Origin of the sequence: Pseudomonas tremae, assembly GCF_023278125.1 — a bacterium.
Lineage (GTDB): Bacteria > Pseudomonadota > Gammaproteobacteria > Pseudomonadales > Pseudomonadaceae > Aquipseudomonas > Aquipseudomonas tremae.
Genome location: NZ_CP066270.1, coordinates 1,533,008 through 1,559,893 on the forward strand (window position 1 = coordinate 1,533,008; position 26,886 = coordinate 1,559,893).

Genomic DNA, 26,886 nt, shown 5'->3' on the forward strand with positions numbered 1-26,886 from the left:
AAAGCGCAGCACCCTAATCAGCTGATGCTAAGGTTTTTTTTCCATTGCTGCTTTAATTTGATTAGCACCTTTCGATGATGCTTGCCTCGCACTATCAACACCGTCGGTCAGTCCGCTCATAAGTGAGCCAAGCTTCATTCCGGTCCAGCCGAGCGCAACGACCCAGAAACTTGGCAGGACGATGAACATTGCCCCTATCACGAAGTCCAGCAGCAGGTCTCCCTGTGCATTGCTGGCTCCAAACACTGGGTCGAAGTTGGAATGAGGTACGTCACTGCCGATCCCGTTGCCGTACAAGGCGTCCAGTATCGTGCTGTCCACCCAGCGGGCCAGTTGGAACCAGAAGTCGACAAAAATCAGTGCAAACTCGGCGAATGTGATCGTCATCACGACCTTCAGATCAAACATTCCGAATACCAGGACAAATGGAATGCAGATGATCAAAGCCATCTTCAAAAAGGCCATTACCATGGGGGCTGCCTGACGGACGCTGTCCATGGCGGGGTACATCGCCAACGATCCTGCTGCCTGACCGACGGTTGCAGTCAGGCGGGTGAAGTCATTCATCACTGAACCACCTACTTGGCCGCCGTAGTCGGTATACACCTGTCCCTGGGTCAGTTTCTGCTTCCTCGGAGAAACCAGATCGCGAATGACCGAGTCACTCACCTCTGTCTGGGTCATGAACTTTGCCCACTGTGCAAGCTTGCTCAGCAGATCTGGACTGACCTGTTCCAGCAGCCTGGCTCGTAGGCCAATGCTGCTATCCGACCACCACTGCGTGCAGGTAGGGAAGCCACCGCCACCTGTGGTTTGGGGCAGGCCTGCATCGCGAGTTGTGTCATAAGGCCATTTGGTTCGAGGCGTGTGTGACCTGAACCCTGAAAAGCCATCGTTGTAGTAGCCCGGTGTTTGCAGGAAGAACCGTGAGCCGATCCAGTTTACGTCGTTGAGTTGATCCTTACTCAGGGTAGGCTGGGTCATGAACAGTTTTGCACGCGCCCGTGCATAGCAGTCGTTCGTGAAGTCAGCGACCTCCTGTGCCAGTAGTGGGTCGTTGATACGCGCTCTATTCACATCCATTCGAACTTGTTGCAGGTCTACACCACAAGGGATCGCCGCGATGGAGGCTGCGGTTGCGGCTTTTGACATCGCATGCACGAATAGCCACCACACAGGAACAACGGCGCTTTTTCCATTCAACGTACTGAATGAGGTGTTCCAGCCCGTATCGGCAGGGTTGGGTACCGAATACTGACACTGCTCCGAGCGGCTTCGATCAAACTGCAGCGTGTCGATGCTGACCGTCACCAAAGGCATACAGCAGACAATGATGACCAGAATCGCGGTGTAGAAGCGGTTCTCCACTCGAGCCAGCGAGAGTACGCCTTTGTTACCTTCGTCGGCACCCTCAGCACGTGCTTTGAGCCATTCGCTGATGATGATGGCGGCAAACGGCGCGGCCACCAAGCCGCTGTCCTCAATCATGTTCCAGACGCCGCTGTTGATGATCCAGCCCACCAGCGTGAGGTAATACTCCAGATAATCATTGGTGTGTAACATCATAGCGTACTGACTCCCTCGAGTAGGCCGGCACGCCGTAGCTCCATCAATGCAATCAACAGCAGGGCGATCAACTCGCATCGCATTAGACCTGCGGGAATATCGGACGATGCCTGGTGAACCAGGTGCTTCCTAACTCTGAACCATGTTAACGCTAGCGCCGTATAGGCCATTAACCTCCAGGCCAGCATCGCTCCGTAATGTGCCTTCTGCCATTCACTGAAACGCTCCAGATCACCGAACGCTATGTTGACGAAAGTCAAAAACACCACGACCAGCAGCACCGTCAGTAATGTCAGTGATAGAAAAGCCAAAATCGCTTTCGCTGTTTTTTTAAGTCGTCCAGGCTTTAAAATGGTGGATATCATGGTGCGTTTCCTTTCGCAGGATTTTGCAACTGGTCAAGACGATCAGGCGTCGGGTCGCCTTGGAAGATGCCTTTTGAACCGTCTCTCCTGATTTGAGCCCGTTGGAGAATGGCTGTCGGAGAGTTGCTGGCCAGATTGCGCCGCATGTCCAGCTCGGTCTTCAGGTTGTCAATTTCCTGTTGCAGGTTGTTGTTCTGCTGACTGACCGCCTGCTGGGCCACATCATTGGCGGCGATGTTCGGTTCCTTGCTCCCGGTAAACAGGGTGCGTTGAAGCAGCAACGCTTTGCCCAGCACATCCGATAAAGCGAGCTCTGAAGCAAGGCGTTTGGCCAATATGTCTTGATCGTGTTCGGAACGAAGGGCCTCGACCACGCCGCGCGTCACAGGCAAAGAGCTACTACTGGCTTGCGACAGGTTCTCCTGCGTGAGGGACTTGTTGCCTGAAATAAGCTCCTGCAGTGCCTTAAGTTTTGAGTCGTAGGACTCTTGAATGAGGGGCGTGAGTCCAACGCCGGCAGTGGAGGTGGTTTTGGTGCAACCCTCACACGTGCGCTGTTGCTGCTCTCCCAGAACACGGTTGGCGAATGTGGTTGCATCCTGCGGCGAAGGCCAGGTAGAGCACACCATGCCGTTGTTGCAGCTCGATGGGCTGATAGACGCTGTATCAGCGGCATTACGTCCGTTCAGTAGGTTGTATCCTGCCCGAGTGACATCGCCTACGACCTTGATCGGTTGCTGGCCCGATCCACCGGCCTTGCTCCCACCCACCCAGGTGATACCGTCATTCCCACCTTGCTTTTCGACCTGAGCAACGGCCGAGACCGCGTCTGTGTTTCCGGTTTTCACCGCCTGACTCATGGCCTGGCCTTCGGCGATCTTGTCCCAGCCCATCTGCCCTCCCGCGACATCGAGCATCTTATCCGCTATGGCGCGGCACGTGCCTTTGGATCGGTCGAAATCAAGACGGCCTTGCAGGATGCCGTTGGTAAGCAGGTTGTAAAGCGCCGGATTGGCGCGCTGGATAATCAGCCCTGGCAATGAAGCCACCGCGCTGGTGGCGTTGGAGATCATCGAGCCCATGATCGTCTGAAAGCCGGAAGTGGCACCGTTCAACTGATTCTCCAGTGTATTGTTCAGGCTCATGTTTCCGCAGACCAGGTTGCTGTTCCAGCCACCGCCAATGCTGATGCTGTCCATGTTCCCGGCGCTTCCCATGGTCACGGCATTGCCGCCACCGACGCTGTACAAGACATCGTCACCGATGACGCTACCGGACGAGCTGGCACTGATCCCTGGCGTCTCGGCAAGGGCGCTGTGTACCGTCAGGGCGCTCATGATTGCGATAGTCAACATGGCGGCGCAGCGCATGATTGAAGTCCTCTTGATCATCATTGAAAGTCCGTACTGCCAAGAAAAGTTTGTCCTTGCCGCTTGCAGCAGGAATAGGGTCGCCATAGCGCCCAGGCATAACCGCCATCGGTCGCCTGCACACGGGGCTGCGAGTTCGGGAATACCGCACAGCTTTGACTGAGGGTCGGCGTGAGCTCTTGCCACTTACCGGTGTTGGCGTCGGTCTCGATCAATTCCCCAGCAGGCCAGTAGCCTGACTGAGGTTTTGCCAGAAGGGGTTGATAGACGTGGACCTGGCCGCTGCGAGTGACCACGTCACCTGCACGCTGCGCCATCACGGCCGCTGCCTTGTAATCGTCGGCTTGATGGATAAAGCCGCTGCGGGGGTAGACGCTTCCCCACATGTCCCCAGAGGTGAGACCACCCACCTCTCGCCGACCGGGAATCAGGGCTTCGGGATAGGCTGATTCTGGAACACCATAACGCCAGGCGATGGTGTCCAGCGTGCTCAGCAGGTAAGGCATGTAGGGGGTCGCAGCACCCTGACAGGCATAGCCCGAAGCGCTGGCAAACTTACTGAATGTTGCTCCCCCGGGGTGGCCTATGACGTCAGCGTTTTTGAATTTAGCCAGGCTATCTTCGTTATTGTGATTGGTGGTCCCGTCGCCGCCAGCTTGGGCAAATGAAGTTGGCGAGCTCACCGAAGAGACCTCGATCCAAGGGTTGTCACCGGTATTTGAATAGCTTGATACCACCGCGTCTGGAACGAAGTGACGAACCTTGGTCGACGTCTTCACCTTGCATCCAAACGGGGTGCAAAGCAGCCAGTAGCAGATTCCGACCACCTTGTATTCTAGGCAGTCAGGTGACAGGGTTGAGGCGGCGAGGGTGGCCGATGTCACGGTGCCCGCAGCGGCTGGCCCGGTCGAAATCGACAGGGCCAAGGCCGTCCATGCCGAAGGCTTGCGCAGGTTGATCAAGGTATATCTCCCTGGCCAGCTTCATCTTGATGGTGGGCAGCAGCACGCCACTGGGCAATGCGCTGTTCCGCCGCCAGAACATTGGTTTCGCCATACACAACAAACGTGCGGTCGACCACCACTGCTGGGACCTTCGTGACCCCAATGCTCCAGGCGTCGACAAGGTTCTGTTGAGCCAACGCCAGGTCTCTTTGCAAACGCAGCGCATCGTTGCTCTTGAGGCGCTGCTGCATGATGGCGATGGCTTGTTGCTGATTCGCCGGCAGTCCTTCAGAGAGCTTGGCCTCAAGCCTTTCGGATTCGTCCAGGAGGATCAGCCGGACACGTGCCGGTGCCTGAACTGGGTGGTTCCTGTCAGTAACGATCCACGTCTCCGCGTTCGCGAAGGGGACCTGTATGGCCGCAATCAAGATCAGAAAGGCCATGCGGATGTTGTAGCTGAAACGATAGGGTCTGGAGGGTGGCATTAGGCAGTACCTGCAGGTGGTGTCAGGTACAGAAAACGCGATTAATGAACTGTCGTCAGTAGGAAACCGTTATCGGGACGGATGGGGTTTGATGGCGCCTGTCTGGGCCGTGCGCCTGCCATTGAGCAGCAGGCGCGGTAGCATTTTCTTATAACGCCGCATAAACACTGGTGGTAGGCTTTCCCGGACGCCTGCTGCTGACTCTCTTTGGAACGACAGCGAATTTCCGCCAATCCTGATAGAGAGTTCCACTACAGCCAAGATCCGTCGTGCAACATACCTTCGACCTGGTCAATTCAAAAACCTCATAAGAGTGGCTTCGATGACAGGCCGCATGCCGGAGCGGACGTGCTGCTGCTTTGGCTCACTCACACAGCTGGCCTGCGCGTCACAGAGCTGGCCCAGCTTGAAACGTCGCCTTTACCGCCAAGCGGGTAGACGCAATCAATCCCGGTCGAAAAACGCGATGGTCGCAGGTCGAGGCCATTTCGATTGCAGGCCGTTACAGCTAACCTGGGCCGGGCGACCAACGTTGCTGCAGATCGCGACGTATGACTTCGATCACCCATATCCATAGCAAGTGTCCAAAGGTTTCAGATGCCCATTCCGCTGGAGGAAGCTCCCAGAGCGGAGGAGCCCAGTGAAACATCGGTAAAAGTACCCCGTGAAAAGCCAGGGTGACAAGCATGCCAAAGCCAACACCTTGCCATACGGCAACACGCGGATACCTAAGCGCAGTCATGCAATAGAAGATGGCGAAAAAAATGGAAAAGCTTTGGTGAATCAAGGCACTGCCATAATTCACCATGTGCTCGGAGTACACGTAGGTAAGCTGATTAGCGTTGATACCGAGCGACTCAAGCATCTCTAAAGGCGGGATTGGACGATCTGGTGTGCGAGGCGGAAATGGGATTTCCGTCCCCCACTTGACAAAGCTAGAAACGTTACCTCCAATTAGGCCGGCCGCTGCCGCGACATAATATTCACGAGTTTTCAAGTCAACATCCTTTCCTTCGATAGACCAAGCTTGAGAGATCCAGATCCACGCCCAGAGCGTTTCCTCAAAATAGAAGTACCAGACGGCTATTCGTATATCTATGATTTTAATAGGTAAATTATAAATATCGAAGCGATTTTATTCTGAGACTGCACACGATCATACAAATTTTTCCGCTTTCTTTATGGGGGGTGTAACCCGGATTAACCCCCCCCCCCAGAAAATATAGCGAGCTAAACCTATGAAGTGAGTACACCTATCGGCGCAGGCGCTCCAGTAGTACAGTGCTGGCGTAACCGTCGGGTGGCAAATGCTGATCTTTCTGGTAAGCCCGGATGGCCGCCCGGGTCATCGCCCCTATCACACCGTCAGCAGCACCCAGGGAGTAGCCCTTAGCAGTCAGCAGTTTCTGCAAATCGGTTACCTGCGCAATGCTGCCCAAGGGAGGATTATCAGTCGGCCACGGGTGAGACACGCCGGTCCCGCCAGCATAGCTGTCGGCTAGTAGCCCGATCGTTAGCGCATAGGCAGTGGAGTTGTTATAGCGCAGGATGCTACGGAAATTACTTAGGACCATAAATGCTGGCCCGCGATAACCAGCAGGCAGTAGGACCGATGCTTGCTCCTGTGCGAGCTCGCCCGGAATCGTGTGCGTCGTTCCCATCACCCCGAGCCGTTGCCATTCGGCAACGGGCTTCTTGATCGAAATGTCAGCCTGAGCGTAATCGAAATTCTCGGGCAACTGCACCTCCTGTCCCCAAGAGACGCGCGAGTTCCAAGCGCTGCGTTGTAAATAAGAGGCAGTGGAGGCCAGCGCATCGGCACGGGAACTCCAAACGTCGCGCCGATTGTCGTGGTTGAAATCAACTGCATAGTCAAGATAGGTCGTCGGGATGAATTGCGTCTGCCCCATCGCGCCAGCCCACGAGCCAATCAATTGCGCGCGAGCAATGTCTTTGTTTTGCAGGATATGAAGGGCGGCCATCAACTGTGTAGCCCCGTAATCCATCCGCCGGCCCTTGTAAGCAAGCGTGGCCAAGGAACGAATCACATCGCGACTACCAATATCCTTCCCGTAGCCGCTCTCAATACACCAGATGGCCGCGATAATCTTCGCATTCACACCGTAGTGACGCTCTACCTCGTTCAGAACTGGCTCTTTTTGCAGAAGCTCCTGCCCTTGCTGGGTATTCTTCGGAGTCAGACGCTCAGACAAATAATCCCAGATAGCCGTCGTGAACTCTGGTTGCGCCATGTCCAACTGGTGCACAGTCGGGTCAAGCGTGATGTTTTGGAAGGCAAGATCAAGTGTGGCTGTGTCAATGCCCTTAGTACTTGCATTGCTGCGGAAAGTAGCCAGCCATTGCTGAAAATCCGCCTCTGAAGTGCTCTCGTTCGACACGCCGGGAGTCATGTCTGTGGCGAAGCAAGCTGGCGCGGCTGATGCACATGCAAGCATAATGACTACCAGCGATGTAGTTATAACCCTGGAACGCATAGCTTTTACTCTCCTGTAAAGATTCCAATACGGTGCTTGTGCAGTGAAAGTGGCCTATGTGGTGCTTCTAACTTGGGGAGGTGTCGAGGTATTCTGCGCCAGTCTTATCAATGAAGAAGTGTGGGCATTCCTTATTTTCATAATCTACATATCCTATGTGCTGGGCCATTTGTTCATGTTGCGGGGCTATGCGTGGTCATCACTAAGCGTGAGGTTCCATCGGAAATTTCTATCAGCAATGCAAGTCCTGCACTATCACGGTATGTCGACAACGCGGAGCCCGCAGCATTCGGGGACAAACCTTACGGTCAGCACTTCCTGTAGGAAACAGGCCCTCTTACTCCTCTGTCTCCACTGCTTGGTAGTCACTCCGTCATGTCTGCCGGCTGAGCCGGTGACGGAGCATCTGTTTTTTCTAGCCGCCGTCTCAATCTCGATGTGTAGGATTTTGAATTCCTACACACGAACCTTTGCCGTCTTATCCTCCTTGCCGTTTGGTAAGTTCAAATCCCTGCGCATAAACAACGTTGAACGTGTCTACCACATGCATTATTTCTTCGTCAGGCAGGCTGGCGGGAACTGTCAGTACCGGTTCGCCACCCGCACCTCGCACTGTAGCAGTATGTGGACTCGACTCCCGATCAATCCGAATATCATTGGGGGTTACGAGGTATAGAAATTTAGTCATGTGCTTCTTCCATGATTGCTGATAGAGTTTGAAAATCGAACGGTGACGCTGCGGAAAAGATGATTTCTATACAAATTCCGCACCGAATATCCAGAAGCGTTTAAGCATAAGTCTGTTTGTTTCAGTTTTCGCGAACTGTTATCTCTGGCGTTTCCGAACGCACGTGCTGTGGGTGGGGCCCGTATTCCTGTTTGCAGCAAGATCTCGGCCAAGGCGTTCCTCTTGTGTAATAAAGTAGCGATGGTTGTGATGCTCCGGTGGCGCCATGTTTTCATGTCTGAACTGGGAAAGTCGTAACAAAGTGAGGAAGCACCGCAGTAAAATTTTGCGTTTCTTGGAGTATCCTGTAGGCATCCAGATTGCCGTTCCAATTATTAGCCCTTTTAATTGATCTTCTCCTTAAATAAAAAGTGTTAGTGATCCGCTAAGATTAAGTCATTGCATTCCATTGAGGATCACAAAGCGCTGTAACTGGATTACGGTCTTCTGTAAACCCACCATCTACAAATCGTCTCTTTTTCGCAATTTTTCCGTAACACAGGCCTTGGTTAGCGTAGCCAGCGATTTGGTTCCATCAGCAATAGGTCCAGAGGGTCTTTATTGATCTGGATCAAAAAAACATGAAATTTGAGGCTCGAGGGTACCAATGACATTGCTTATCAGCGATAACGACCGAACGTAAAGTCGCACTGTTGCTGCATCGTGTTTTGCTGCGTGCTTTAATCGGAATGCTACATCCACCGCTGTTGAGGGCGATGACCCGTTCATGCATTTTGGTATTAGGTTTACGCCCAGCGTATCGACCGGCACCCTTTGCCAGGTCGGTGCCTTGGTACAGCTGCCATGATTTTGTTCGTCAGTTGGGCGAGGTCTATCGTCTGACTTGAACATCCTGGCAGCTGTGGTGGCTGTCCTTTGGTTGCTCGATACAGCGTTGGTTTATGCCAGAGGCAGAGCGCTGATCCAGTTTTCTAGGTTAAAGAGGAAAATCGTATGCTCCTTCTGACTCGCCGCGAAGGTGAAAATATTATGATTGGCGATGGAATTCAGATCCAAGTCCTAAGCGTTTCAGAGGATACTGGGGATGTACGTATCCAGATTGAAGCCCCGGATGTCGTCGAGGCCCAGAGCAGAACCGTTGGGAACGAAGTGACCGATCACAAGCCTGGCCCTGTTATTACTCATAAGCGGCAATGGCGTTCGTTGGTCACTCAGTAGGAAGTTTGGATGACCAACCAGATCAGGAGCACAAGATGGCATTGATGAGTGTCGAGCAACTGCTGAATCAAGCAGAGGACAAGTACATGAGCGTAGACCAGCTGGTCTTTTTCAAAGATAGGTTGGAGGTCAAAGCCGCAGAGCTTCGTGATCGCTTGCTCAGCTGTCAGGCCAGTTGCGAAATCGAGCGTCACCCGGACGAAGCCGACTTCGCTTCCGATGAGGAAAACAGAGCGGTGGCAGCAAGCATGATAGAAAGGGACAGACAGACGTTGAGTCATGTGCTTAAGGCCCTGGAAATTCTCGCTCTGGGCGACTACGGTTTTTGTCAGGAAACTGGCGAGGCCATAGGCATAAAACGCCTTCTACTGGTCCCCGAGTCGTTGTACTCGGTCGAATCGATGCGGGCGCTGGAGGCCAAGGGAATGCACCAACGCCAAGTGGCCCAGTAAAGTCGCCGCAGCTAAGTGATCCAGGAGAATTGCGATGACTGCAAAAAGTGCCGAGCGCTATGTGGCTATCTCAGAGCTTGCCGACCATTTGGAGCGCGATCTGATGCCTTGTCCAGCAGGACGTACCGCACTGATGACGTGGATAGAAAAAAAGCTTGCTCAAATAGCGCTCAATCCTGTACCCACAGCAGCTGATGCAACGTGGTTGATCGAAAGTGCTTATATCCAATGGGCCGCTGCGCAGCCAAAGTGCTAAGGGACATTCTATAAACGCAATTCCTACCCCTGTCATGGGGTTCATAGCGTTTACCGTGCCGCTTAAGGCCAAAGGCGATGGGTATGACTATCCCATCCTGGTTCGGATTGAATTCGAGCGACAGTCAGATGATTCAGTCCAATCGATTTCCCGGGGAGGGCACACAGGAACACTGATCATAAATGCTAGAAGGGTGAACATCTCATGTAACGAATGGGACAACCGCCCGTATGACCCCCTTGATAGCCTCGTCCTGACCCGGTGGGCTTTTTCAAAAGCGGGCTGGGTGCTTCGTGACGATGAGTAGGTCAGTGCCTATATGCCTTAACCGACTATTGCTCCCCAACCCCTATGGAAACTCCGAATAAGCTCGCCCACCCGACCGCTTACCTGTGCTGAAATAGGCGGATCCTGTTCAGCTATCCATGGCAGCCCATATGAGCCAGATGAGTTTTTCCGACTTCGAGTACGCCGGCAAACGCAAGTATACGCGTCGAGAACGGTTTCTGGCCGAGATGGATCAGGTCGTGCCATGGGCTGGCCTGGTTGCGTTGATCGAACCGCACTACCCAAAGGCGGGCATGGGCCGCAAACCTTATCTGTTGGAAACCATGCTGCGCATCCACCTGTTACAAAACTGGTTCTCATTGAGCGATCCGGCCATGGAAGAGGCCTTGTATGAGATGACGTCGATGCGCCAGTTCGCACGGCTCACCCTAAGCGCCTTGATCCCTGAAGACACCACGATCCTGAATTTCCGCCACCGGTTGGAGAAGCATCAGTTGGCGGCGGGCATCCTCCAGGTCATCAACGGTTACCTCCAGGACAAAGGCCTGTCACTGCGCCAAGGCACGATTGTCGATGCCACGATCATCCATGCCCCCAGTTCGACGAAGAACAGGGAGGGCAAGCGCGATCCGGAGATGCACCAGAAGAAGAAGGGCAACCAGTACTACTTCGGGATGAAGGCGCATCTCGGCGCTGACGTCGAGTCGGGCCTGATGCACCACGTGCACGGCACCGCTGCCAATGTGGCGGACGTGACCCAAGTGGCCGAGTTGCTGCACGGCGAGGAAAACGCGGTGTACGCCGATGCCGGATATACCGGCGTCGAGAAGCGTGATGAGCATGTTGATCGGTCGGTGATCTGGCAGATTGCGGCGCGGCGCAGCACGTATTCGACGCTGAGCAAACGCAGCCTGATTTACCGCGGCAAGCGACGCATCAAGCGGGCCAAGGCGCAGACGCGAGCCAGGGTCGAGCATCCGTTTCGGGTGGTCAAGCGTCAGTTTGGCTATGTGAAGACGCGGTTTCGTGGGCTGATGAAAAACACAGCTCAACTGACCACGTTGTTTGCGCTGTCGAACCTGTGGATGGTGCGAAAGAGGCTGATGGGTTTGGGTGAGGTGCGCCCGTAACGCGGCAAACCGGGCTGAAAAGCCCCGTTTAAACCAATGAAAAGGCGGCAAAGCGTGTCAAAAATGACGTGTCGGGGCGTTTCACGCCCTCTGACCGAAAGCAGCTGGCTTGCTCGGAGCTTCCCTATGTTGAAACCGAACACGCATCCAGTGGCCGTTCGATGGAAAGCGCTGTGCAGACAATCCTGCGTTGTTGGGCAACATGGTTTGCAGAGTTGTTCAATGTAGGTTCAGCGGTTGACACCGGCAGATTTCAAAGCGGAATACCGTCGCCGGGGCTGGGTCAGTAGAAAAACACCTCTTTTGCATCGAAAAGGCACTGGGAACGTCGTATGAAATTAGCATTGGCTCAATTAATTGCGGTTTTGGTTTCAATATGTCTTGGGGAGGCAGGGCAGCGCACAGCAGATCTAGGGAATCTCCGAACAAGTCTTCAAATGTGCTGAAATACGCCTGACCACCTGATCCGAGCCGCCCATGAGCCAGATGAGCTTTTCCGATTTCGAATATGCCGGTAAGCGCAAGCAGACACGCCGCGAACGCTTCCTCGCCGAGATGGATCAGGTCGTGCCCTGGACAGGTCTACTGGGCCTGATCGAGCCGTTCTACCCCAAGGCCGGCGGAGGCAGAAAACCTTATCCTCTGGAAACCATGCTGCGCATTCATCTGTTGCAGAACTGGTTCTCCCTGAGCGACCCGGCCATGGAAGAAGCGCTCTACGAAATCACGCCCATGCGCCAGTTTGCACGCCTGACCTTGAGCGCCCCGATACCTGAAGACACCACGATCATGAACTTCCGGCACCTGCTGGAAAAGCATCAACTGGCCCCTGCGATCCTCGCGGTCATCAACGGTTATCTGCAAGAGAAAGGCCTGTCCCTGCGCCAGGGCACCATCGTCGATGCCACCATCATTCATGCCCCTTGCTCGACCAAGAACGAGGAAGGAAAGCGTGATCCCGAGATGCATCAGACGAAGAAAGGTAACCAATACTTCTTCGGGATGAAGGCGCATATCGGCGCCGATGCGGAGTCGGGCCTGGTTCATCATGTTCATGGCACTGCGGCCAATGTGGCCGATGTCACGCAGGTCGCCGAACTGCTCCACGGCGAAGAAAACGCGGTGTATGCAGACGCGGGATACACCGGTGTCGAGAAGCGTGAAGAGCATGAAAATCGTGAGGTCATCTGGCAAATCGCTGCGCGGCGCAGCACGTATTCCAGGCTCAATAAACGCAGCGTGCTCTACAAGGCCAAGCGCAAGATCGAGTACTGCAAAGCTCAGACACGGGCCAAGGTCGAGCATCCGTTTCGCGTAATCAAGCGTCAGTTTGGCTACGTGAAAGTGCGCTTTCGTGGGCTGATGAAAAACACAGCTCAGCTGACCACGCTGTTCGCCCTGTCGAATCTGTGGATGGCTCGAAAACAGCTGATGGGTATGGGTGAGTTGCGCGTTTAACACGGAAAACCGGGCGGAAACGCCCTCAACGCGCGCTGCATCAGGCCATTTTCAGCAAATAGCGCTGGGTGCCGGGCAAATTGCGACTCGCCGCCGCTGCGCAGCAAGTTGATCGGAGCATCCCTAGCGTACACCGAGGCCGGTATGCTTGCTCTCCTTTTGGGAATTGTTCTTATGATGTCAGTCTTTGGACTCGAGATATTTGAGTGGCTACGTGAAAAGTGACTGATCTGATAAATAGGATTGCCTATCACGCGAGATGAAGTCTGCATGGACTATTGAACACGATACCTACCACTATCGGTTACGAATAGAGACGCGGTGCCTATTCGCTGAGGAGCAGAGTTGCGCGTTTTCAAGATAATGTCATTGCTACAGCATCTGCTCAATGGATACGCCACAGCCGTCCCAGGCCAAGACGACCTATGTCAAACCTTGAAGCGCGCCACCAGACGATTCAGATCAATAGCCAGGCTGGCCATCTCACTGCAGGCGCTGGCGGTCTGACTTGCGCCTGCCGCGCTCTGGACTGACAGTTCGCGGATGCTGGTCAGGTTCTGATCGGCCTCGCGGGCCACTTGCGCCTGTTCTTCAGAGGCGGTGGCGATCAGAAGGTTGCGCTCGTTGATCTGGGTGATAGCCTCAGCGATCTGCTTGAGCGACAAGTCTGCGTTCTGTGCCACCGAGATTGAGCTACTGGCCATCTGGGCGCTGACGTTCATGGCACCCACCGCTTGGGTCGAGTCGGCCTGAATCGCGCTGATCATCTGTTCGATTTCCTGGGTCGACTGCTGGGTGCGGTGAGCCAGAGCCCGCACCTCATCAGCAACCACCGCAAAGCCACGGCCTTGCTCGCCAGCGCGGGCAGCTTCAATGGCCGCGTTCAGTGCCAGCAGATTGGTTTGTTCGGCAATCGCGCGAATCACCTCCACTACCTTGCTTATGTCTTGGGCCCTGCCAGATAATGCCTTGACCTGATCTCCGGTACTTGCCACGTTGCCAGCCAGACTTTCGATGGCTTTGAGGGTCTGCGCCACGTTTTCGATACCCGAGCGAGTGAACTCCATGGACTCGCGAGAAGATTGTGCTGCGGCTTCGGCATTACGTGCTACCTCGTCCACCGCTGCGCTCATTTCGGTCACCGCGGTCGCAGCCTGGTTGACCTCATCGTTCTGCCGAACCAGCCCGCGACTACCGTCTTCGGTCACCGCAGTCATTTCTTCAGAGGCCGACGCCAGTTGGGTCGCGGAGTCGGCAATGCTGGCGATGGTTTCCCGCAGGTTGCTCTGCATCTTCGCCAGGGCGGCCAGCAGGCGGCCCGCTTCATCGCTGCCACTGACTTCGACCTCCCGGGACAGGTCGCTGCCAGCAATCCGCTCGGCCACTACCAAGGCATCGCTAATGGGCGAGGTGATGCTGCGGGTCAGCACCGTAGCCAGCACTACGGTGAGTATCAGGGTTAACACCAGCAGGCCGATCACCAACGATACACCGTTGCTGTAGAAAGAGGCGGCATCCAGGCCTGCACGCTTGGCACCCTCATCGTTAAAGTCCGCGAGCTTGCTCATCTTGTCCTGCAGGGCGTTGGCCATCGGGCTTATACGGGTATTGATCAGGTTAATGGCTGCAGCGTTGTCACCACTTCGCAGGAACGACTCCAACTCTTCCAGCAGGTTGAAATACTGCTGCACATCCGTGGCAACGGGCTGATAAAGTTCACGCTCTGCCGGCCCGGTAACCAAGGGTTCGTAATGGCTGATGGTGTTCAGCAGTGTGCTGCGTAAGCCGCTCAACGAGGCGATGCGGGTTTGGCGCTGTTGTTCGTCGGTGGTCACGGTGATACGGATGCTTTCAAGACGAAGGCGCAAGATACCTGTCTGCATCTTGCCGATCTCACGGATGCTCGTCATCCAATTAGTTTCGACATCCTGCTCCGATTCTCGAAGCTTTCCCATTTGCATCAGAGCGACAATGCCCAGAGCAAAAACCACCAGAACAATGAGCGAGAAGAAGATGGCAGCCCTTGGAGCAAGGTTCATAGATCTTACGTTCATTTTTTATTTCTCTTAGTAAGCTGGGTAAGTCGTTGCTGTCATTACAGGCAATCGACCAAAATGCCTGGAACTGCATTCCATCCGACAACTGGGTTAGCGCGATCTCCGGCAACACATCGTCAATACCCCCCCCCTTCGTCATTCAGCAGTAGCATTTTCTTTGAACACGCCGTAGCGCGGGCCAGTAAGATATCAGGAGGCCCGCCGCCTACTCTCTCAGGATCGCCCGCGTTTGGTCCGAGATTCCCATGACCATACCCGTCCGCCGCAGTATCTACACCAACGGGACTCGCTTACCCATGTACTGAAGTCCATCCGAAGTTCCCACTACCTTCAGTGCGTTTTTGTAGCCGAAAAACTCCCCGGGACCTTCGCCCATAGGGATAGAATCGAGACCGTTTACCACTGCGGTATGATCACCGAAGCCGAGAAGCCTAGGCGAATAGGGTGTGGTTCCGTCGGACACGTAAAGCATGGGCGAGCGCTGGTCTCGACTCTGTCGCCAAGAGAAGTATGAGCGGACAACGCTTGCAAGCACCTCGCTGGCGGGGTCATTTCTTGAGAAGATAACGACATATGGACGCCACCGGCTTTCGCGCTCGCTAGACACGCCGAGCCCGAAATTGCGACTATCCAATACCTTAATCAGCTCAAGTATGATGTCCTTTGATTCCTTATCAAGTTCTGGCGGACAAACACCGATTGAAGAGGTTCGCCACGCAGCATCTTTGCTTATCCAAAGTGGCCATGACTTTCCGAAAACGAGTTGGAATGCCGCCTCTTTCACTGAATAAAACGGGATAGTCTCAAAATCTTTTGAGTTATACACTTGGCAGCGCGATTTCGCGTTTTCGTAAGCGCTAATTTCCAGTCCTGCTTCCCACCCGCTCTGCTGCAGCGTTGCCTGTAGATCTTTCGGCAGTACATCTGTGATCGCTTTGGCCCACCACCTGGCATCGGTGCTAAGCGACACTGGCAGATTCCGGTCGCGCAAGTCTAACGAACGAAACCCTTCAAGCACCTCCTCAACCCCAAGCTTCTGAATTCCAGCGAAGATGAATGTGTCCTGAATTGAGGGAGCCTCTGTCTCGACCAGGATTAGACCTGGCATTTTTTTGAGGCTCATTTGCTCGAAAAAAAGAACCAAAGCCGGAAGTATCGAGTGTATCTGCTTGCCTGTGAACACAACGGGACCGTTCTCCGTATATTCAAGGTTTAACTTATACAGCGCATCTAACACATCCTGATGGGTATCGCTACGGCCATGAATCGTCCAGAAAGGGGCTTCTTTATTCATGCCAAGGCGGTGAGTTAGGTTTTCGAAATCAGCGAGCGAGCGGAATCCACGCGCAACGGCCACTGCATGTTGGCAAACGTTGAGCGGATACTCTGTTCCAAATACAAGTTGGGAGTGCTTTTGAAGACGTTTGGCGTCACGCTTTAACGCCGATACATTACGAGTGACAGACGCAGTAAGACCGCGAATCAAAGAAATCGCCATATTTAACCCCTTGATGCCCACTACGGGCATCTTACGGTGGTAAAAGTCAGCTCGCAGTGAAAAAAGTTTCAACTAGGCAGAGCCGTGTGGACAGCAGTGCGCCCCTCTCGGGTTTAGATGCGCCGCACTAGCGCAATACGAAGGTAGCTCACTTATTTGGACGAATGCAAGACTTGAGCGTCTGTAAAGGCACTTCGTTGATGTGCCCACACACCTCCCACTCCAGAAGCGTGCGCTCGGAATCGCTTCCAAGCAACGTATCCGTCTGCCGCTGCGTGGCGGCAGACAAGGATTACTTCAGTGACGCGCTACGACGCCATTGCAATCGCTTTAGCACGCGCTCTGTATGCCAGTCGTATCATGCGTCCTAAGCTGCGGTCTGGCATACTGCGGTTGTTCGAATTGCCCAAATACCGACGGCGCACTGCCATCGAACGCTTGTTGAGTTGATCCAAGGAAAAAAGTCGACGCTGTATACGTTTTTACAAGCTTCAAGGTCCTGTCACGCTGGCCTATATCGATTGATGCTTTGTATAATGCAGGCTCGTTATAGTAGATGAAAGAGGAACGTTATGTCGTTTGGGAAGCTTGAGCTGCTGGGCATCGCCGCGTTCGTCATGGCGGGCTGTACCGAAACAGGTCCGAACATAACGATACCTGCTGGCTCGCACATAGCAATGAAGCTTAATTACATTGGGGATAGCCTGATTGGTGAATTACTGCCAGTTGGTAATCTCAAGAATGAGCCTACAGATTTTGGAAAAGAACTGGTGGAAAGTCATTGCTCTATGGGGATTACCACGGAATGGAATGATAACCTCGATCGGCATGTAGGCACGTCAGCGGCCTTGGTTTGCGACGGCGTAGAACATCTAGAGCTAGAAGGGGAGCTCGTTGATGCCCAGGGTGCCATAGGCCAGAGGGACTTGACGCTTGGAGACCAGATAAATTTTCTGGTGAAGAAGACCGTCACGATCAAATAATCAGGACGTCGTACCTCGCTGAAGAGACACGTCTTAGAAAAGCGGTTAATGTTAAACGAGTAGATACGGAAAGGGGATGATCTATGACTCGTGACGAGGAAAAAGTAGTTGGTGGCACCATCGTCGTAACCACGCTTGCGGCGTTAATCACTTATGGACTTTTGAAGTTTGTGCCAGGTAGCGAGAAGCTTTCGTGGTCAGCGAATTTCTTCTTTGTGTTCGGGGTGGCTTTCGCTTTCGTGATTCTAGGCGGGGGCCTGTGGTGTGAACTGCAGATGGACAACGTTGGCGTCACAATGAGGGGGATGATACCGTTGGCGGTAGCATCTGCTTGGGGAGGCCTGTGGCCGGCAATGGCTGAGTGGGGAGCAATCGGGCCGTCTTACATCGGTGGGGAACAACAAGTAGCTTGGTGGGCAGCCGAGTTGACTCGATATATCGGGCTCTTCTTCATCATTGTTGGCGGCTATATCTGGATGTACTGCCGCAGGTTCGATTGAGTTGAGTCAAAATTACGGGCGCAGACCTCTTGCTTGAGAATTGCATCGGGTAATGTAATACGGATTCCCGGACCATGCTGCGACAGCCCCAGCGAGGTTAGATCATGTCGTTTGGCTGGGTGACATTTAAAAATGACGCGTCTCACCCACTCTGGAAATTACGCACATGATTTCCTATGTGCAGCCATGTGCCGATCTGAGCTATGCCCTAACCTAATTGTCCACACGTCTGTAATCGAAAAGCATAGGATCACGGAGTGCTTGGATTCACTGATTGCTGCTGTTCGAATCCGTGCTGGCCATCCAGTCGATTGCGGAAAGCAGCACGTTACCGTCAGGTGCTCCCTGCAGCTTGATCTTGCGGCCAGAGTGCTTGTCCTTGATGACCAACGTCGGTGTGGCGGTGATGCCGTCCTGGCTGGCCTTGTGAGCCTGGCTAACAACGGTCTGTCGGACAGCCGGGTCGCTCGACGCGCAGTTATCAATATAGTGCTGTCGATCCTCAAGCCCCGGGATCTGCGGATTGCCAGCAGTTCCAGCACCGTTCGACCGAGTACGTTGATAAATGAGCTCGACGGCGAGCCAGAACACGTCATTGCCTCGCTCGATCCCTGCGCACTCAGCCCAGCGAGCTTCATAGCTGGCTGCAGGCTCATGCATCGGCAGGGGCAAATGGTGCCACTGAAGATTCACGTCTGGATGCTGATCAACCCATGCTTTGAGCTGTGGGAAGTAATCCTTGCAGTACGGGCATTCCAGATCTGCATATTCGACAATGGTGAAACGGGCACCACGGCTGCCGTAAATCCATCCGCCACTTGGCCTCTGTTGACTCTCTGCTGACGCCTGGGTGCCACCTGTGACTCCAAGCGTGTTCCGCCTCAGTTCTGTCAGCAGAAAAGCCAGGATTGCCAAGGCGACCGCACCGATGCCGTACAGCATCTGGCGATGTGTGGGGCGCTTCATGCGGAGGCCTCTTTATCGAGAAATTGTTTGGCCAGCAACTCCTGATCCAGCAACGTCAGAAGAGCCTTCTGCGCGCTTTCAGGCTGTGGGTGATGCTCAAGCCACTGGTCCAGCGCTTTGTGCAGTTGGGACTGGATCTCTCGACGATCAACCGCCACATGTTTCACGACTTCCAAGTGCTCAATCAGTACCGGTGCGCAGATTTTCAAGGCCAGCAGAGCATCTTCCTGCGGGTTTTTGAGTAGTTGAGTCAGGCTGTCGATCAGATTTTGAGTCAGGGCATCCATGGCTCTCATGCCAGGTTCTCCAAGGGCGAAGACGGGAATGTAATGGTTGTCGGTTCAATCCCGCGAATGCGGTCGAGGTCGTGTGCGATCGCCATTGCGGCTCCCAGCTCGTCTACCCCTAACGACTGCATTAGATCGTACCGCTGTTTTTTTTCTTCCGGCTCAGTCATGGCCAATGCCAGGAGCAGGCTTGGGGGCACGGCTCGAAACAAAACCTCCATCGATTTGGAAAGCACAACCCCTTCAGTATACTTTCCGCTTTCTTTACGGGCTGACAGCATCAGTGACTTTTGCGCGGGCGTCAGCTTACGGAACGTGGTGATTTTCTCCACTTCATCCGGTGGCATGTTCAGGCAGATCCACCACTCGATCATGTTAAGCATCGGTGCTGCTGCTGACGGAAGGTCGTCGATGTTCTGAGTGGCAAGCCAGAACCAGGCACCGAGTTTTCGCCACATCTTGGTGATCTTGATGACGTAGGGCGAGAGAAGGGGGTTTTTCGTAATGATGTGACCCTCGTCAGTGAAGTTGACGATCGGACGCCCCTTGAATTGGTCCCGTTCTGCAATGTTGTTCACGGTGTTGATCAGCGAGATGTAGGCGACCGACAGTTGGGCGTTATACCCCTCGCGGGCGTAGGTGGCCAAGTCCAGGATTGTGATGTCGGCCTCAGGCCAAGGCGTACCCTCCCGGTTGAACATCTCACCGTCAGCCCCCATGCAGAACATGTCCATGGCTTCAGCCATCTCAAACATGCGTTCTCGGCGCTTTTCCGGAAGGGTGGTGTCCTTGCCAGCGTCACTCAGCGCATCACGCACATCCTCCGTCTTGACTGCTCGTTCAGCGTCAAAGCATGTTCTGGCTGCCGTCAGAATGCAGTGCCTAATGGCGCTGCGGTCTGCGCGAGTGAGTCGAGCCTCTTCTCTCTCTTCGCCGCCGGTGATCATGAGCCTGGCCACGATCTCCATTTCGCCCAAGACATCACGCTCCTCGTCGCCCTGTTCAGGCATTGTTTGCAGATGCTCATCGGATCCTTCAATGTCATCGGCATCCAGGATCGTGACTTTGTCAGGTGTTGACACCAGGCGAATGGCATCAGTGAAGGGGGCCAGACTCACGCCCGACCCTGGCGCCAACTTGAGCCGGTTGACCGTCAGCCCAAGCTTTTGGGCAAAATCTCCCAGTAGGCCGAAACTATTACCGGCTTCAATGATGAACAGGCGCGGCCTGTAAATGGCGATTAACTGCATCAGCAAATTGTTGGCCGTGGCTGACTTACCTGAACCTGTCGGACCAAACAGGAGCAGATGGGCATTCATCTGCCGATCAAGCTTGTTGAATGGGTCGAACGTCAGCGGTGCACCGCCCCTGTTGAACAGGGTTATGCCGGGGTTGCCCGTGCCGCTGGCACGACCCCATACCGGCGAAAGGTTCGCGACATGCTGGGCGAGCATCATCTGCGTGTACCAGTCCAAAGCATGTTTCTTGTTCACATCAAAACTGGCGGGCAGCCATCGCAGGTAACTGCTGAGAGGGGCGACTTCATCACGAGGATAGACAGGTTCCATACCGACGCTAAGCATGGCATTGGCAAGCTCCATGCTCCGACTTTCCAGTTGTTGCTCATCCTTGCCGGTCAAGTAAAAAACCACGTTGCCACGGTACAGCTTGTGTTTTCGACCGATCAGTTTCCGGGCTTCGTCGACTGCTTCACGGGTCAGGGCGGAGGCTTGATTGTCGCCGACTGATTTACGTGCCAGTTTTTCCAGGTGGGCCTCCAGAACATCCTGGGGAGTGATCACCAGCGTGATGTTGAGTACCGTGTCTTCGGGCAACTTGTCGAACAAGGCATGCAGCGCGTCCCCGCCTTTACGGTTTTCACCCGTCAGGTGCCCGGTCTTAGGTGCGTCGCGCAAGCGATCGAGGACGATGACGCGGTGAGGGCGCGAGTCGAAGTACCAGAGACCTTTCTTGGCATCCGATTGCGGTTCGCTGTAAAACAGGCACTGAGAGAAATCATCGCCGCTGGCCAGCGGCAGCGTGCCCTCTTCTGGTGGTTCGACCTTGCGGTTATTGACGATTTCGAAGAAACGATCGATATCCTGGCGCTTTGATCCCAAGTGTTCGGGATGCGGGTTGAACCAGTGCAACAGCCAGTGACGAATGTCATGGCGATCCATGCGCCGGGTTTTGATGCCGGCGTTGGCCAGTCCTCCCGTCAGGCGCTCGCAAATGTTTTTCAAGTACATCGACGGCGTCTGGCCACGAACCAGTCCATCTCCGGTGCAGCGCCGGTAGACGACCATGCGAACCCTGCGTTGCTGGCCGCGCCAGGGCAGTTGAGACACTTTGGTGTCTTCAAATAAACCACCCGGCTTGGAGATTGCCTCTAGGTGATGTTTGAATTGCTGCAGGTACATTTCTGTAAACGCCGTACCCTGAGCGCGAGGCTGGACGTAATCATGCAACGTCTCCAGATAATCTTCCCAACTGGTTTCATCCTTGGCGTAGAACTGCACCACCCAAGGCGATTCATCCAGTTCGTCAAAACTGTCCTGCAGCGCATTTTCAAGAGCATCGCGCGCTTTGCGTAACCACTCAGGATCCCGACCTTCGGTGCCGATGGGGGTGAGCTCATAGAATGCTGCCAGTGACTTGCCGTCCTCAAGCAGCATCGCTTGTTCCTGAGGGAGGTACTCCGTCCAGGGCAGCATGTCGACGAATGACGGGTTGACGGCATACAGGGCTGCGATATCGTCGACCGTCGCAGGTTTGCGCTTGGGATCTAGCCATGCGCCAGGCTCTGGTATTCCCTCAGCCGCCAGGCGAGCCAGATAACGCTCTCTGGCCTGCGCGAAGATGGCCTCTTCTCTTAGCTGATCGGCGATCGTCTCGACTGGAGTATCAACCACAGTGTCAGTGCCTCGATCCCGACGCTTTGTCAAACGCTTCAAAAGTCCCATCAATAATCCTCCACCCGCTCACCGGGCATCGCGTATTGCACGCGTTGATACAGCGGAAAAACAGTCGTATACCCCGGTACTGGTGCGGGATCTGAGCCCGCCAGGTGAGGGAATACGTACATGACCAGGTCCGGATTGGGCAGGCGCTTGAACTGACTGTAGATCTCGTTTTGAGCCGTGCGTGTGTACGCGGCGCTGTCCTGCAGTGGCTGAGTGGTCCGCACATCGATCGGGCGGCGCAGCTCTGCGCGAGCATCGAGCAGTTGCCGACCAGTGGCGCTGCCGCCCGAGCCCGTGGTGCCCTGGTTCCAGACATCCATCATGGTGCTGTCGCCATGCGGCAGCATTTCCTCCTTGCTGGTCTGGCATCCTGCGAGTGTGAGCAAGGCGACAATGAGTGACAGGCCGAGCCGTCCGCTACGGGGCGGCCTTGAAAGATCAATCCAGGTTGGCATTGGCATGGCTCGCTCCTGAGGCGTACTTGACCTTGCGGCCTTTGAGTTCGTAGTCAATTTCCAGCTCTTGATCGATGTGCAGTGAGACCTGCGCACCAGGTAAGACGTAGATGGCCGCAAACGCCTGGCCATACAGTTTGTTGACCCAGCTGGACACGTCCATGACGCCTTGAGTCAGGATTTTGCCCATCGCCTCGTTACCAGACAAACCGGTGCTACCAAGCGTGCCAGATGCGTTCGAGACGTAAGAGGAGGTGCTGCCCTCGGTCTTGATCAACGAGGCTGCTCCAGCACCTGCTGCGGTAATCAGGGCTTGTGAGCCGATGTACTGCTGCGCATTGCTACGCCGCTCGCCGGCGATGCACGGAATGCCGTAGGGATCACTGATCCAGCCCAGACCACCCTGGATGGGCTGTTGGTCTCCAGAGTTGTTCTGATTGTTCTGGTTATTATTCTGCTGATTACCGCCCTGGACTGGGGCGGGTAACGTACGGACAGTCCCATCGTTGAACACGAAGGTCAGACTCTTGATCTGCCCCCGCACGCATGAGAGGGTCCAGTCGCCGGACGCTGTACCGCTGGCCACGGCACCGGCCACGTCAGGGAGATCAATGCCATTGGCAGTGAGGTTGTCCGGACCGATCAACACCTTGAACGGGTAGGGGTCATTAACCGTCCCATCCACGGGAACCCGGCCAATCAACGCTGACATGGCCACTGATCCCATCAGCGTCGAGTTCTGAGGCAGGGTGTAAGCACGACGTACCTTCTTACGCTCCTGTTGCTGGCCACCCATGTCATCGCGGACAGACTGAGCGCCTGTCGTCAGGGCTTTCTGGCCTCGGTCTACGGACTCGCCGAAGGCCGTAGGAAAACTGTAGCCGCTCGGAGAGATGCTCGTGCCAGCAGTGATCGGTTTACCGTTGCTGTCCAGGGCCGTCGCGTCCTGCGGATCGATCCAGACGATGTCTGAACCGCTTGAGTCGGACTTGAACTGTTGGCCATCTCCCTGCTGAACGCCCAGGCCAATCGGTAGATCCGGGTTCGTAGCGCCGTTTTGTCCCATCCGGGTCAGTTCATCCATCTGTTTGCGCAAGCCATCCAGCACGCTCTGCTGTTGTTGCTGACTGTCGAGCTTGAACTGCTCCTGGGCATTCTTCAGACGCTGCTCTACCGTCTGATCGATGTTCGCCAATCGTTGTTTGAGCGCCTCGTTGTCCTGCTTGACGGCTGAGTTCTGCGCCATCACATCGGTGATCTGCTGCTTGAGTTCGCGCCCTTCAGCCACGACCGTGCGTAGCGTGTCGCTCGGCGTGTCGCCTTCCACACCCAGAGCCTTGGCCTGTTCCGCTGTGAGTGCTGGGGCCGGTGCGTTGTCAGCCTGCTGTTCGGGTCCACCTCTCATCATCTTGATGCCGATGAATACCGTGAGCAGGAGAAGCGGAACCACCAGGTACTTGAGCAGCGGGTTACTCTTCATGCTTGGCTCCCCGGGTTGCACGCGGATCTGCTGGGGCGGCGGAGAACACGGTCGCTTGTGTCAGCCCGTGTCCCCGCGTGACCAGGTACAAGGTCGTAGTGTCACTGGCATCACCAAGAGGTCCGAGATACGGGTGCTGAAATGCTGCGGTCGCGAACTCACCCATCAGTTCCCGAGGGTCGAGCGTGACGCGCTGCGCCGTCTGGTTTTGCAGTTTGACAGCAGTTACCCAGAAGTCGTCCAGACGCCATGCTCCCAGAGGGGAGGCGGTGACCGGTAAGGTGGGAAGCAGGGTGGTCAGATCCAGGCGGCGATCAATCTTCACCTGGGCAATGCCGCCCACAGGCTCGACGGTGCGAAGCGGCGCATACAGCACTTGCGCCGCATAGCGTGTCAGAACCACTGGGACAGGCGTTTCCCGCTTGACCACGTCCTCTGGTTCATCATCCTCAACCTTCGAGCGACTGGTTTCCTCTGGGCATGCGGTAGAGGGCTTGCCTGAGCGTGCTGTAGCAGCCCCGGCGTAGCGTGCGGATGATGTTTCACCTTCCACAATCTTCACCGGCTCCAGCGCCGGTTGATCCGTAGGTGCTTCTGTAGCAGCGATGTCCACCAGAATGATCTCACCGGTCTTGGCGTTCTGCAGCTGAAGTCGAGTGGGCTCTATCGCTTCCTTGGCAAACAGGTAGATCGCGCCGCCCGTACTCTGCACCCGCAGCTTGTCTGTCAAAGACCTCGGAAGCCCGACTCGGACATTCTGATCGACGAAGACGATGCGTTCCTGATTGATGCGCAGTGGAATGGCCAGTGGCAAACGCTCCCAGCGGAGAATCTCCATCGCCGAGGCGACTTGGGCGTTGCCAGCCAAGACCATCAGTAATGTCGAGCATGTGAGTACACGCAAAACACTCATTTGAAGACTCCTCTCGACGGGGTTGCTGGAGCTTCAACATTGCCCTCGATGCGTTGTGGTGCGCCGCTGTAGCAATCCCAGGCCAAACCGAAGGGATTGGTTTCAGGGTCGACGTCCATGCGTACAACGTGAAGCGGGTATCGTGCGAGGGCACGCTTGACCAGCTGACCGCCGTAATACTCGTCGGCTGAGATGTCGAGCGTCACCGTCCAGTCGTCGATGGAGTTGGTCACCGTCCGCAGTTCAGGCGAGTCGCCAAAGCCTCGGCCGGGAATCTCGTAGACACCGCGGACACGCTTGCGCAGCTCACCACTGGACTTGCGCAGATCAAAATCGCTCTGCAGGTATTGCTTGCAGGCCGGTGTGATGTAGGCGTCCAGGCGCGTGATGTTCGTCTGATAATCCTGTTCACCGTCGACCGGCCAGCGGTTCATTTGCTGAAAGATGTACAGGCCAAAGGCGTACACCGACTGAGGAGGGATGTCCCACCAAAGGCGTGTGCTGCCGGAACGCAGGTCGGGCGGAACGTGAATGGTCATGTTCTGCGGTGCTCGATACCAGCCGATACCCAGCCCCAAGGCCAGGAGCGCCAGCAGGACGATGGCCATCCTCAAACTGGTGATGTGTGCTCGCTGCGAGTCGGCCAGCTTTAAATAACGGCTCATTGTTGCGCCCTCCGACGGCACGTCCAGTTGCCCGATCGGATGACCAGATTGGCGTTGTTCAATGACACGGGGCCGAATGTGGCGAGCCGCAGCTGCAACGTGCGGTAGAACCAGGTTTCGGGTCGGCCGCGTTTGAGGCGTCGCAAGACCCGAGCTGCGATGAGCAGCCCCAATGTTCCTCCGATGAGTGCGCAGACCACGGGCATGGATGGAGTGATCACGAAGGCCAACGGCAGCCCCATCACAAAGCCTGCCCCGCTACACCCAAATACGGTGACCCACATCTCGTCCGCCGTAAGACCGCCAATCACCACGGGCTGGTTGTTCAAGCGACTGGGCAGAAAACGCAGGGTGCCGTCTTCATGCTGATCGTGCTGAAGCTCAGTCATGGAAGCCTCTATGACTTAAAGGATGTTAGACGCGGTGGTGACCAGGTAGATCGTGACGCCAATCAAGCAGACGCCGACGACAGCGGTGCTGCCTAGATCGGCCCATTTGGCCTTGCCCATGTGGATTTCGTGATAGACGCCCAGGGCATGTCGGCCCACCAGAATGATGCCGAACGCGCACAGGCATAAGCCGAGCAGCGTGAAACCATCGAAGGCATAGTTTTGGAACGTCTGCAGGAAGCTGGTTCCTGTGCCGCGCGTGGGGGCTTGGGCACCCGGTAGCGCTGCAGAACTACTACCGGGGGTGGCAGCCATCAGCAGGACCGGATAAGGCCGATGTTTCAAAAAGGTACGTGCCTGGGTGAACAATGAAAGCAGCGTCATCTTTATCTCCTGTGAAAAATCAACTCAACAACATGAAAGTCATGATCATGAACAGCACCGCCCAGCGAGCAGCAGCAACGGCCGCCGCCGGGGCTGCCAGGTTTCGGGTAGCCCAGCCACGATAAATGCTTGAAAACACCCAGACGCCCCACAGCAGGAGGATCCCCACTGCAATTCCGGTCCACAGCGTGTTGCTGCTGGCAGGCGTAAAGCCCGCCGCCGCCTGGAAGGCGCTGATCTGGGTGGAGGACATCGTCATGGCGTGTGATCACCGCTGACGTTGTAGTGGCCGGAAATTTCTACGGGGTCACGAGGCTGTGCGCGGGAGGGCGACAGGTAGTCCTGCAAACCTTGGCGGATGCGCGCGATGTCGCTGACCAATCTGGGATAGTCCAGGTGATAGCGTTGAGCCGGGTCTTGTGGAAGATCGACACTGCGCTGCGCGACGGCCTCGAGCGCGTTGAGCTGGCGAATCATCACTTCCACATTGGCTTGTTCAGAAGCCGTGCCGGCTGCTCCAGCATGCGCGGAAAACAGCAGGGGTGTGCACAGCATGACTGCGGTCAAGCAGATCTGCACACGTGAAGACGTTGATCTGAGCGCGGGGGGATTGAAGTTCACGTCGCGGGCC

General features: G+C 55.3%; 28 protein-coding genes and 1 pseudogene. 8 read left to right on the forward strand and 21 right to left on the reverse strand.

Annotated elements, in window-relative coordinates; all coding sequences use genetic code 11:
• Positions 1 to 27: 27 nt before the first annotated feature.
• The 7 genes from I9H09_RS07055 to I9H09_RS07085 form a co-directional block, all read right to left on the reverse strand.
• Positions 28 to 1,566, reverse strand: a complete 1,539-nt coding sequence (locus tag I9H09_RS07055; protein ID WP_122379422.1) for a conjugal transfer protein TraG N-terminal domain-containing protein — start codon at positions 1,564 to 1,566, stop codon at positions 28 to 30.
• Positions 1,563 to 1,931, reverse strand: a complete 369-nt coding sequence (locus I9H09_RS07060) for a hypothetical protein (RefSeq protein WP_053486314.1) — start codon at positions 1,929 to 1,931, stop codon at positions 1,563 to 1,565. The genes I9H09_RS07055 and I9H09_RS07060 overlap by 4 nt, the downstream gene beginning before the upstream one ends.
• The gene (locus tag I9H09_RS07065) at positions 1,928 to 3,325 is read right to left on the reverse strand and encodes an integrating conjugative element protein (RefSeq protein ID WP_053486315.1); all 1,398 of its coding nucleotides are present in this window, start codon (positions 3,323 to 3,325) and stop codon (positions 1,928 to 1,930) included. Before I9H09_RS07065 ends, I9H09_RS07060 begins: the two co-directional genes overlap by 4 nt.
• Complete coding sequence (locus I9H09_RS07070; protein ID WP_122347974.1) at positions 3,322 to 4,260, reverse strand: TIGR03756 family integrating conjugative element protein; 939 nt, start codon at positions 4,258 to 4,260, stop codon at positions 3,322 to 3,324. Before I9H09_RS07070 ends, I9H09_RS07065 begins: the two co-directional genes overlap by 4 nt.
• A complete protein-coding gene (locus tag I9H09_RS07075) occupies positions 4,260 to 4,730 on the reverse strand; it encodes a TIGR03757 family integrating conjugative element protein (RefSeq protein ID WP_053486316.1) in 471 nt (156 codons plus the stop codon). The genes I9H09_RS07070 and I9H09_RS07075 overlap by 1 nt, the downstream gene beginning before the upstream one ends.
• Positions 4,731 to 5,238: 508 nt before the next feature.
• Positions 5,239 to 5,727 carry a YagU family protein gene (locus I9H09_RS07080; protein ID WP_053486317.1) on the reverse strand — a complete coding sequence of 163 codons (489 nt, stop codon included), beginning with the start codon at positions 5,725 to 5,727 and terminating at the stop codon, positions 5,239 to 5,241.
• A gap of 256 nt (positions 5,728 to 5,983) precedes the next feature.
• Positions 5,984 to 7,225 carry a lytic murein transglycosylase gene (locus tag I9H09_RS07085; RefSeq protein WP_053481322.1) on the reverse strand — a complete coding sequence of 414 codons (1,242 nt, stop codon included), beginning with the start codon at positions 7,223 to 7,225 and terminating at the stop codon, positions 5,984 to 5,986.
• A 1,681-nt stretch (positions 7,226 to 8,906) separates the two neighbouring features.
• Here I9H09_RS07085 and I9H09_RS07095 point away from each other — a divergent pair.
• From I9H09_RS07095 to I9H09_RS07115, 6 genes are all read left to right on the forward strand, one after another.
• Positions 8,907 to 9,131: a carbon storage regulator gene (locus I9H09_RS07095; RefSeq protein ID WP_053481320.1), complete on the forward strand. Its 225-nt coding sequence runs from the start codon at positions 8,907 to 8,909 to the stop codon at positions 9,129 to 9,131.
• A gap of 35 nt (positions 9,132 to 9,166) precedes the next feature.
• On the forward strand, positions 9,167 to 9,583 hold the full coding sequence (locus I9H09_RS07100) for a TraR/DksA family transcriptional regulator (protein WP_122347968.1): 417 nt from the start codon (positions 9,167 to 9,169) through the stop codon (positions 9,581 to 9,583).
• A 34-nt stretch (positions 9,584 to 9,617) separates the two neighbouring features.
• Positions 9,618 to 9,839 (forward strand): hypothetical protein, encoded by a 222-nt coding sequence (locus I9H09_RS07105; RefSeq protein ID WP_122347969.1) that lies wholly within the window; start codon positions 9,618 to 9,620, stop codon positions 9,837 to 9,839.
• Between the two features lie 10 nt (positions 9,840 to 9,849).
• The gene (locus I9H09_RS26950) at positions 9,850 to 10,146 is read left to right on the forward strand and encodes a hypothetical protein (protein ID WP_053481324.1); all 297 of its coding nucleotides are present in this window, start codon (positions 9,850 to 9,852) and stop codon (positions 10,144 to 10,146) included.
• A gap of 130 nt (positions 10,147 to 10,276) precedes the next feature.
• Positions 10,277 to 11,257 carry an IS5 family transposase gene (locus I9H09_RS07110; protein WP_122311787.1) on the forward strand — a complete coding sequence of 327 codons (981 nt, stop codon included), beginning with the start codon at positions 10,277 to 10,279 and terminating at the stop codon, positions 11,255 to 11,257.
• A 477-nt stretch (positions 11,258 to 11,734) separates the two neighbouring features.
• Positions 11,735 to 12,715: an IS5 family transposase gene (locus I9H09_RS07115; RefSeq protein WP_105223850.1), complete on the forward strand. Its 981-nt coding sequence runs from the start codon at positions 11,735 to 11,737 to the stop codon at positions 12,713 to 12,715.
• A gap of 428 nt (positions 12,716 to 13,143) precedes the next feature.
• On the opposite strand, the gene I9H09_RS27095 is transcribed toward I9H09_RS07115, so the two are convergent.
• The 3 genes and pseudogenes from I9H09_RS27095 to I9H09_RS07125 all read right to left on the reverse strand — a co-directional run bounded on the left by I9H09_RS27095 (position 13,144) and on the right by I9H09_RS07125 (position 16,270).
• A complete protein-coding gene (locus I9H09_RS27095) occupies positions 13,144 to 14,007 on the reverse strand; it encodes a methyl-accepting chemotaxis protein (protein ID WP_413038122.1) in 864 nt (287 codons plus the stop codon).
• Positions 13,999 to 14,769: pseudogene (locus tag I9H09_RS27100) on the reverse strand (MCP four helix bundle domain-containing protein); the annotation flags it as partial. The pseudogene I9H09_RS27100 and the gene I9H09_RS27095, both read right to left, overlap by 9 nt.
• 274 nt (positions 14,770 to 15,043) lie before the next feature.
• The gene (locus I9H09_RS07125; RefSeq protein ID WP_122311789.1) at positions 15,044 to 16,270 is read right to left on the reverse strand and encodes a hypothetical protein; all 1,227 of its coding nucleotides are present in this window, start codon (positions 16,268 to 16,270) and stop codon (positions 15,044 to 15,046) included.
• Between the two features lie 572 nt (positions 16,271 to 16,842).
• On the opposite strand from I9H09_RS07125, the gene I9H09_RS07130 reads away from it, so the two are divergent.
• Positions 16,843 to 17,253 carry a hypothetical protein gene (locus I9H09_RS07130; protein ID WP_053486499.1) on the forward strand — a complete coding sequence of 137 codons (411 nt, stop codon included), beginning with the start codon at positions 16,843 to 16,845 and terminating at the stop codon, positions 17,251 to 17,253.
• Between the two features lie 83 nt (positions 17,254 to 17,336).
• A complete protein-coding gene (locus tag I9H09_RS07135; RefSeq protein WP_053486498.1) occupies positions 17,337 to 17,753 on the forward strand; it encodes a hypothetical protein in 417 nt (138 codons plus the stop codon).
• A 267-nt stretch (positions 17,754 to 18,020) separates the two neighbouring features.
• On the opposite strand, the gene I9H09_RS07140 is transcribed toward I9H09_RS07135, so the two are convergent.
• The 11 genes from I9H09_RS07140 to I9H09_RS07190 are packed head-to-tail and all read right to left on the reverse strand — an operon-like array spanning position 18,021 to position 26,876.
• The gene (locus I9H09_RS07140; RefSeq protein WP_236502552.1) at positions 18,021 to 18,719 is read right to left on the reverse strand and encodes a DsbA family protein; all 699 of its coding nucleotides are present in this window, start codon (positions 18,717 to 18,719) and stop codon (positions 18,021 to 18,023) included.
• The gene (locus I9H09_RS07145) at positions 18,716 to 19,015 is read right to left on the reverse strand and encodes a hypothetical protein (protein WP_002552015.1); all 300 of its coding nucleotides are present in this window, start codon (positions 19,013 to 19,015) and stop codon (positions 18,716 to 18,718) included. Before I9H09_RS07145 ends, I9H09_RS07140 begins: the two co-directional genes overlap by 4 nt.
• A complete protein-coding gene (locus I9H09_RS07150) occupies positions 19,012 to 21,969 on the reverse strand; it encodes a conjugative transfer ATPase (protein WP_236502551.1) in 2,958 nt (985 codons plus the stop codon). Before I9H09_RS07150 ends, I9H09_RS07145 begins: the two co-directional genes overlap by 4 nt.
• Positions 21,969 to 22,430, reverse strand: coding sequence for a TIGR03751 family conjugal transfer lipoprotein (locus I9H09_RS07155; protein WP_083492159.1), 462 nt, complete (start codon positions 22,428 to 22,430; stop codon positions 21,969 to 21,971). The genes I9H09_RS07150 and I9H09_RS07155 overlap by 1 nt, the downstream gene beginning before the upstream one ends.
• Complete coding sequence (locus I9H09_RS07160) at positions 22,408 to 23,904, reverse strand: TIGR03752 family integrating conjugative element protein (protein WP_054997565.1); 1,497 nt, start codon at positions 23,902 to 23,904, stop codon at positions 22,408 to 22,410. Before I9H09_RS07160 ends, I9H09_RS07155 begins: the two co-directional genes overlap by 23 nt.
• Positions 23,894 to 24,817, reverse strand: a complete 924-nt coding sequence (locus I9H09_RS07165; protein ID WP_054997566.1) for a TIGR03749 family integrating conjugative element protein — start codon at positions 24,815 to 24,817, stop codon at positions 23,894 to 23,896. Before I9H09_RS07165 ends, I9H09_RS07160 begins: the two co-directional genes overlap by 11 nt.
• Positions 24,814 to 25,482: a PFL_4703 family integrating conjugative element protein gene (locus I9H09_RS07170; RefSeq protein WP_054997567.1), complete on the reverse strand. Its 669-nt coding sequence runs from the start codon at positions 25,480 to 25,482 to the stop codon at positions 24,814 to 24,816. Before I9H09_RS07170 ends, I9H09_RS07165 begins: the two co-directional genes overlap by 4 nt.
• Positions 25,479 to 25,871, reverse strand: a complete 393-nt coding sequence (locus I9H09_RS07175; protein WP_054997568.1) for a TIGR03750 family conjugal transfer protein — start codon at positions 25,869 to 25,871, stop codon at positions 25,479 to 25,481. Before I9H09_RS07175 ends, I9H09_RS07170 begins: the two co-directional genes overlap by 4 nt.
• Before the next feature lie 15 nt (positions 25,872 to 25,886).
• Entirely contained in the window at positions 25,887 to 26,255 is a 369-nt protein-coding gene (locus I9H09_RS07180; protein WP_054997569.1) for a TIGR03745 family integrating conjugative element membrane protein, read from the reverse strand.
• 19 nt (positions 26,256 to 26,274) lie between these two features.
• Positions 26,275 to 26,514, reverse strand: coding sequence for a TIGR03758 family integrating conjugative element protein (locus I9H09_RS07185; RefSeq protein ID WP_044423286.1), 240 nt, complete (start codon positions 26,512 to 26,514; stop codon positions 26,275 to 26,277).
• Positions 26,511 to 26,876 (reverse strand): integrative conjugative element protein, RAQPRD family, encoded by a 366-nt coding sequence (locus I9H09_RS07190; protein ID WP_081035257.1) that lies wholly within the window; start codon positions 26,874 to 26,876, stop codon positions 26,511 to 26,513. Before I9H09_RS07190 ends, I9H09_RS07185 begins: the two co-directional genes overlap by 4 nt.
• Between the last annotated feature and the right edge of the window lie 10 nt (positions 26,877 to 26,886).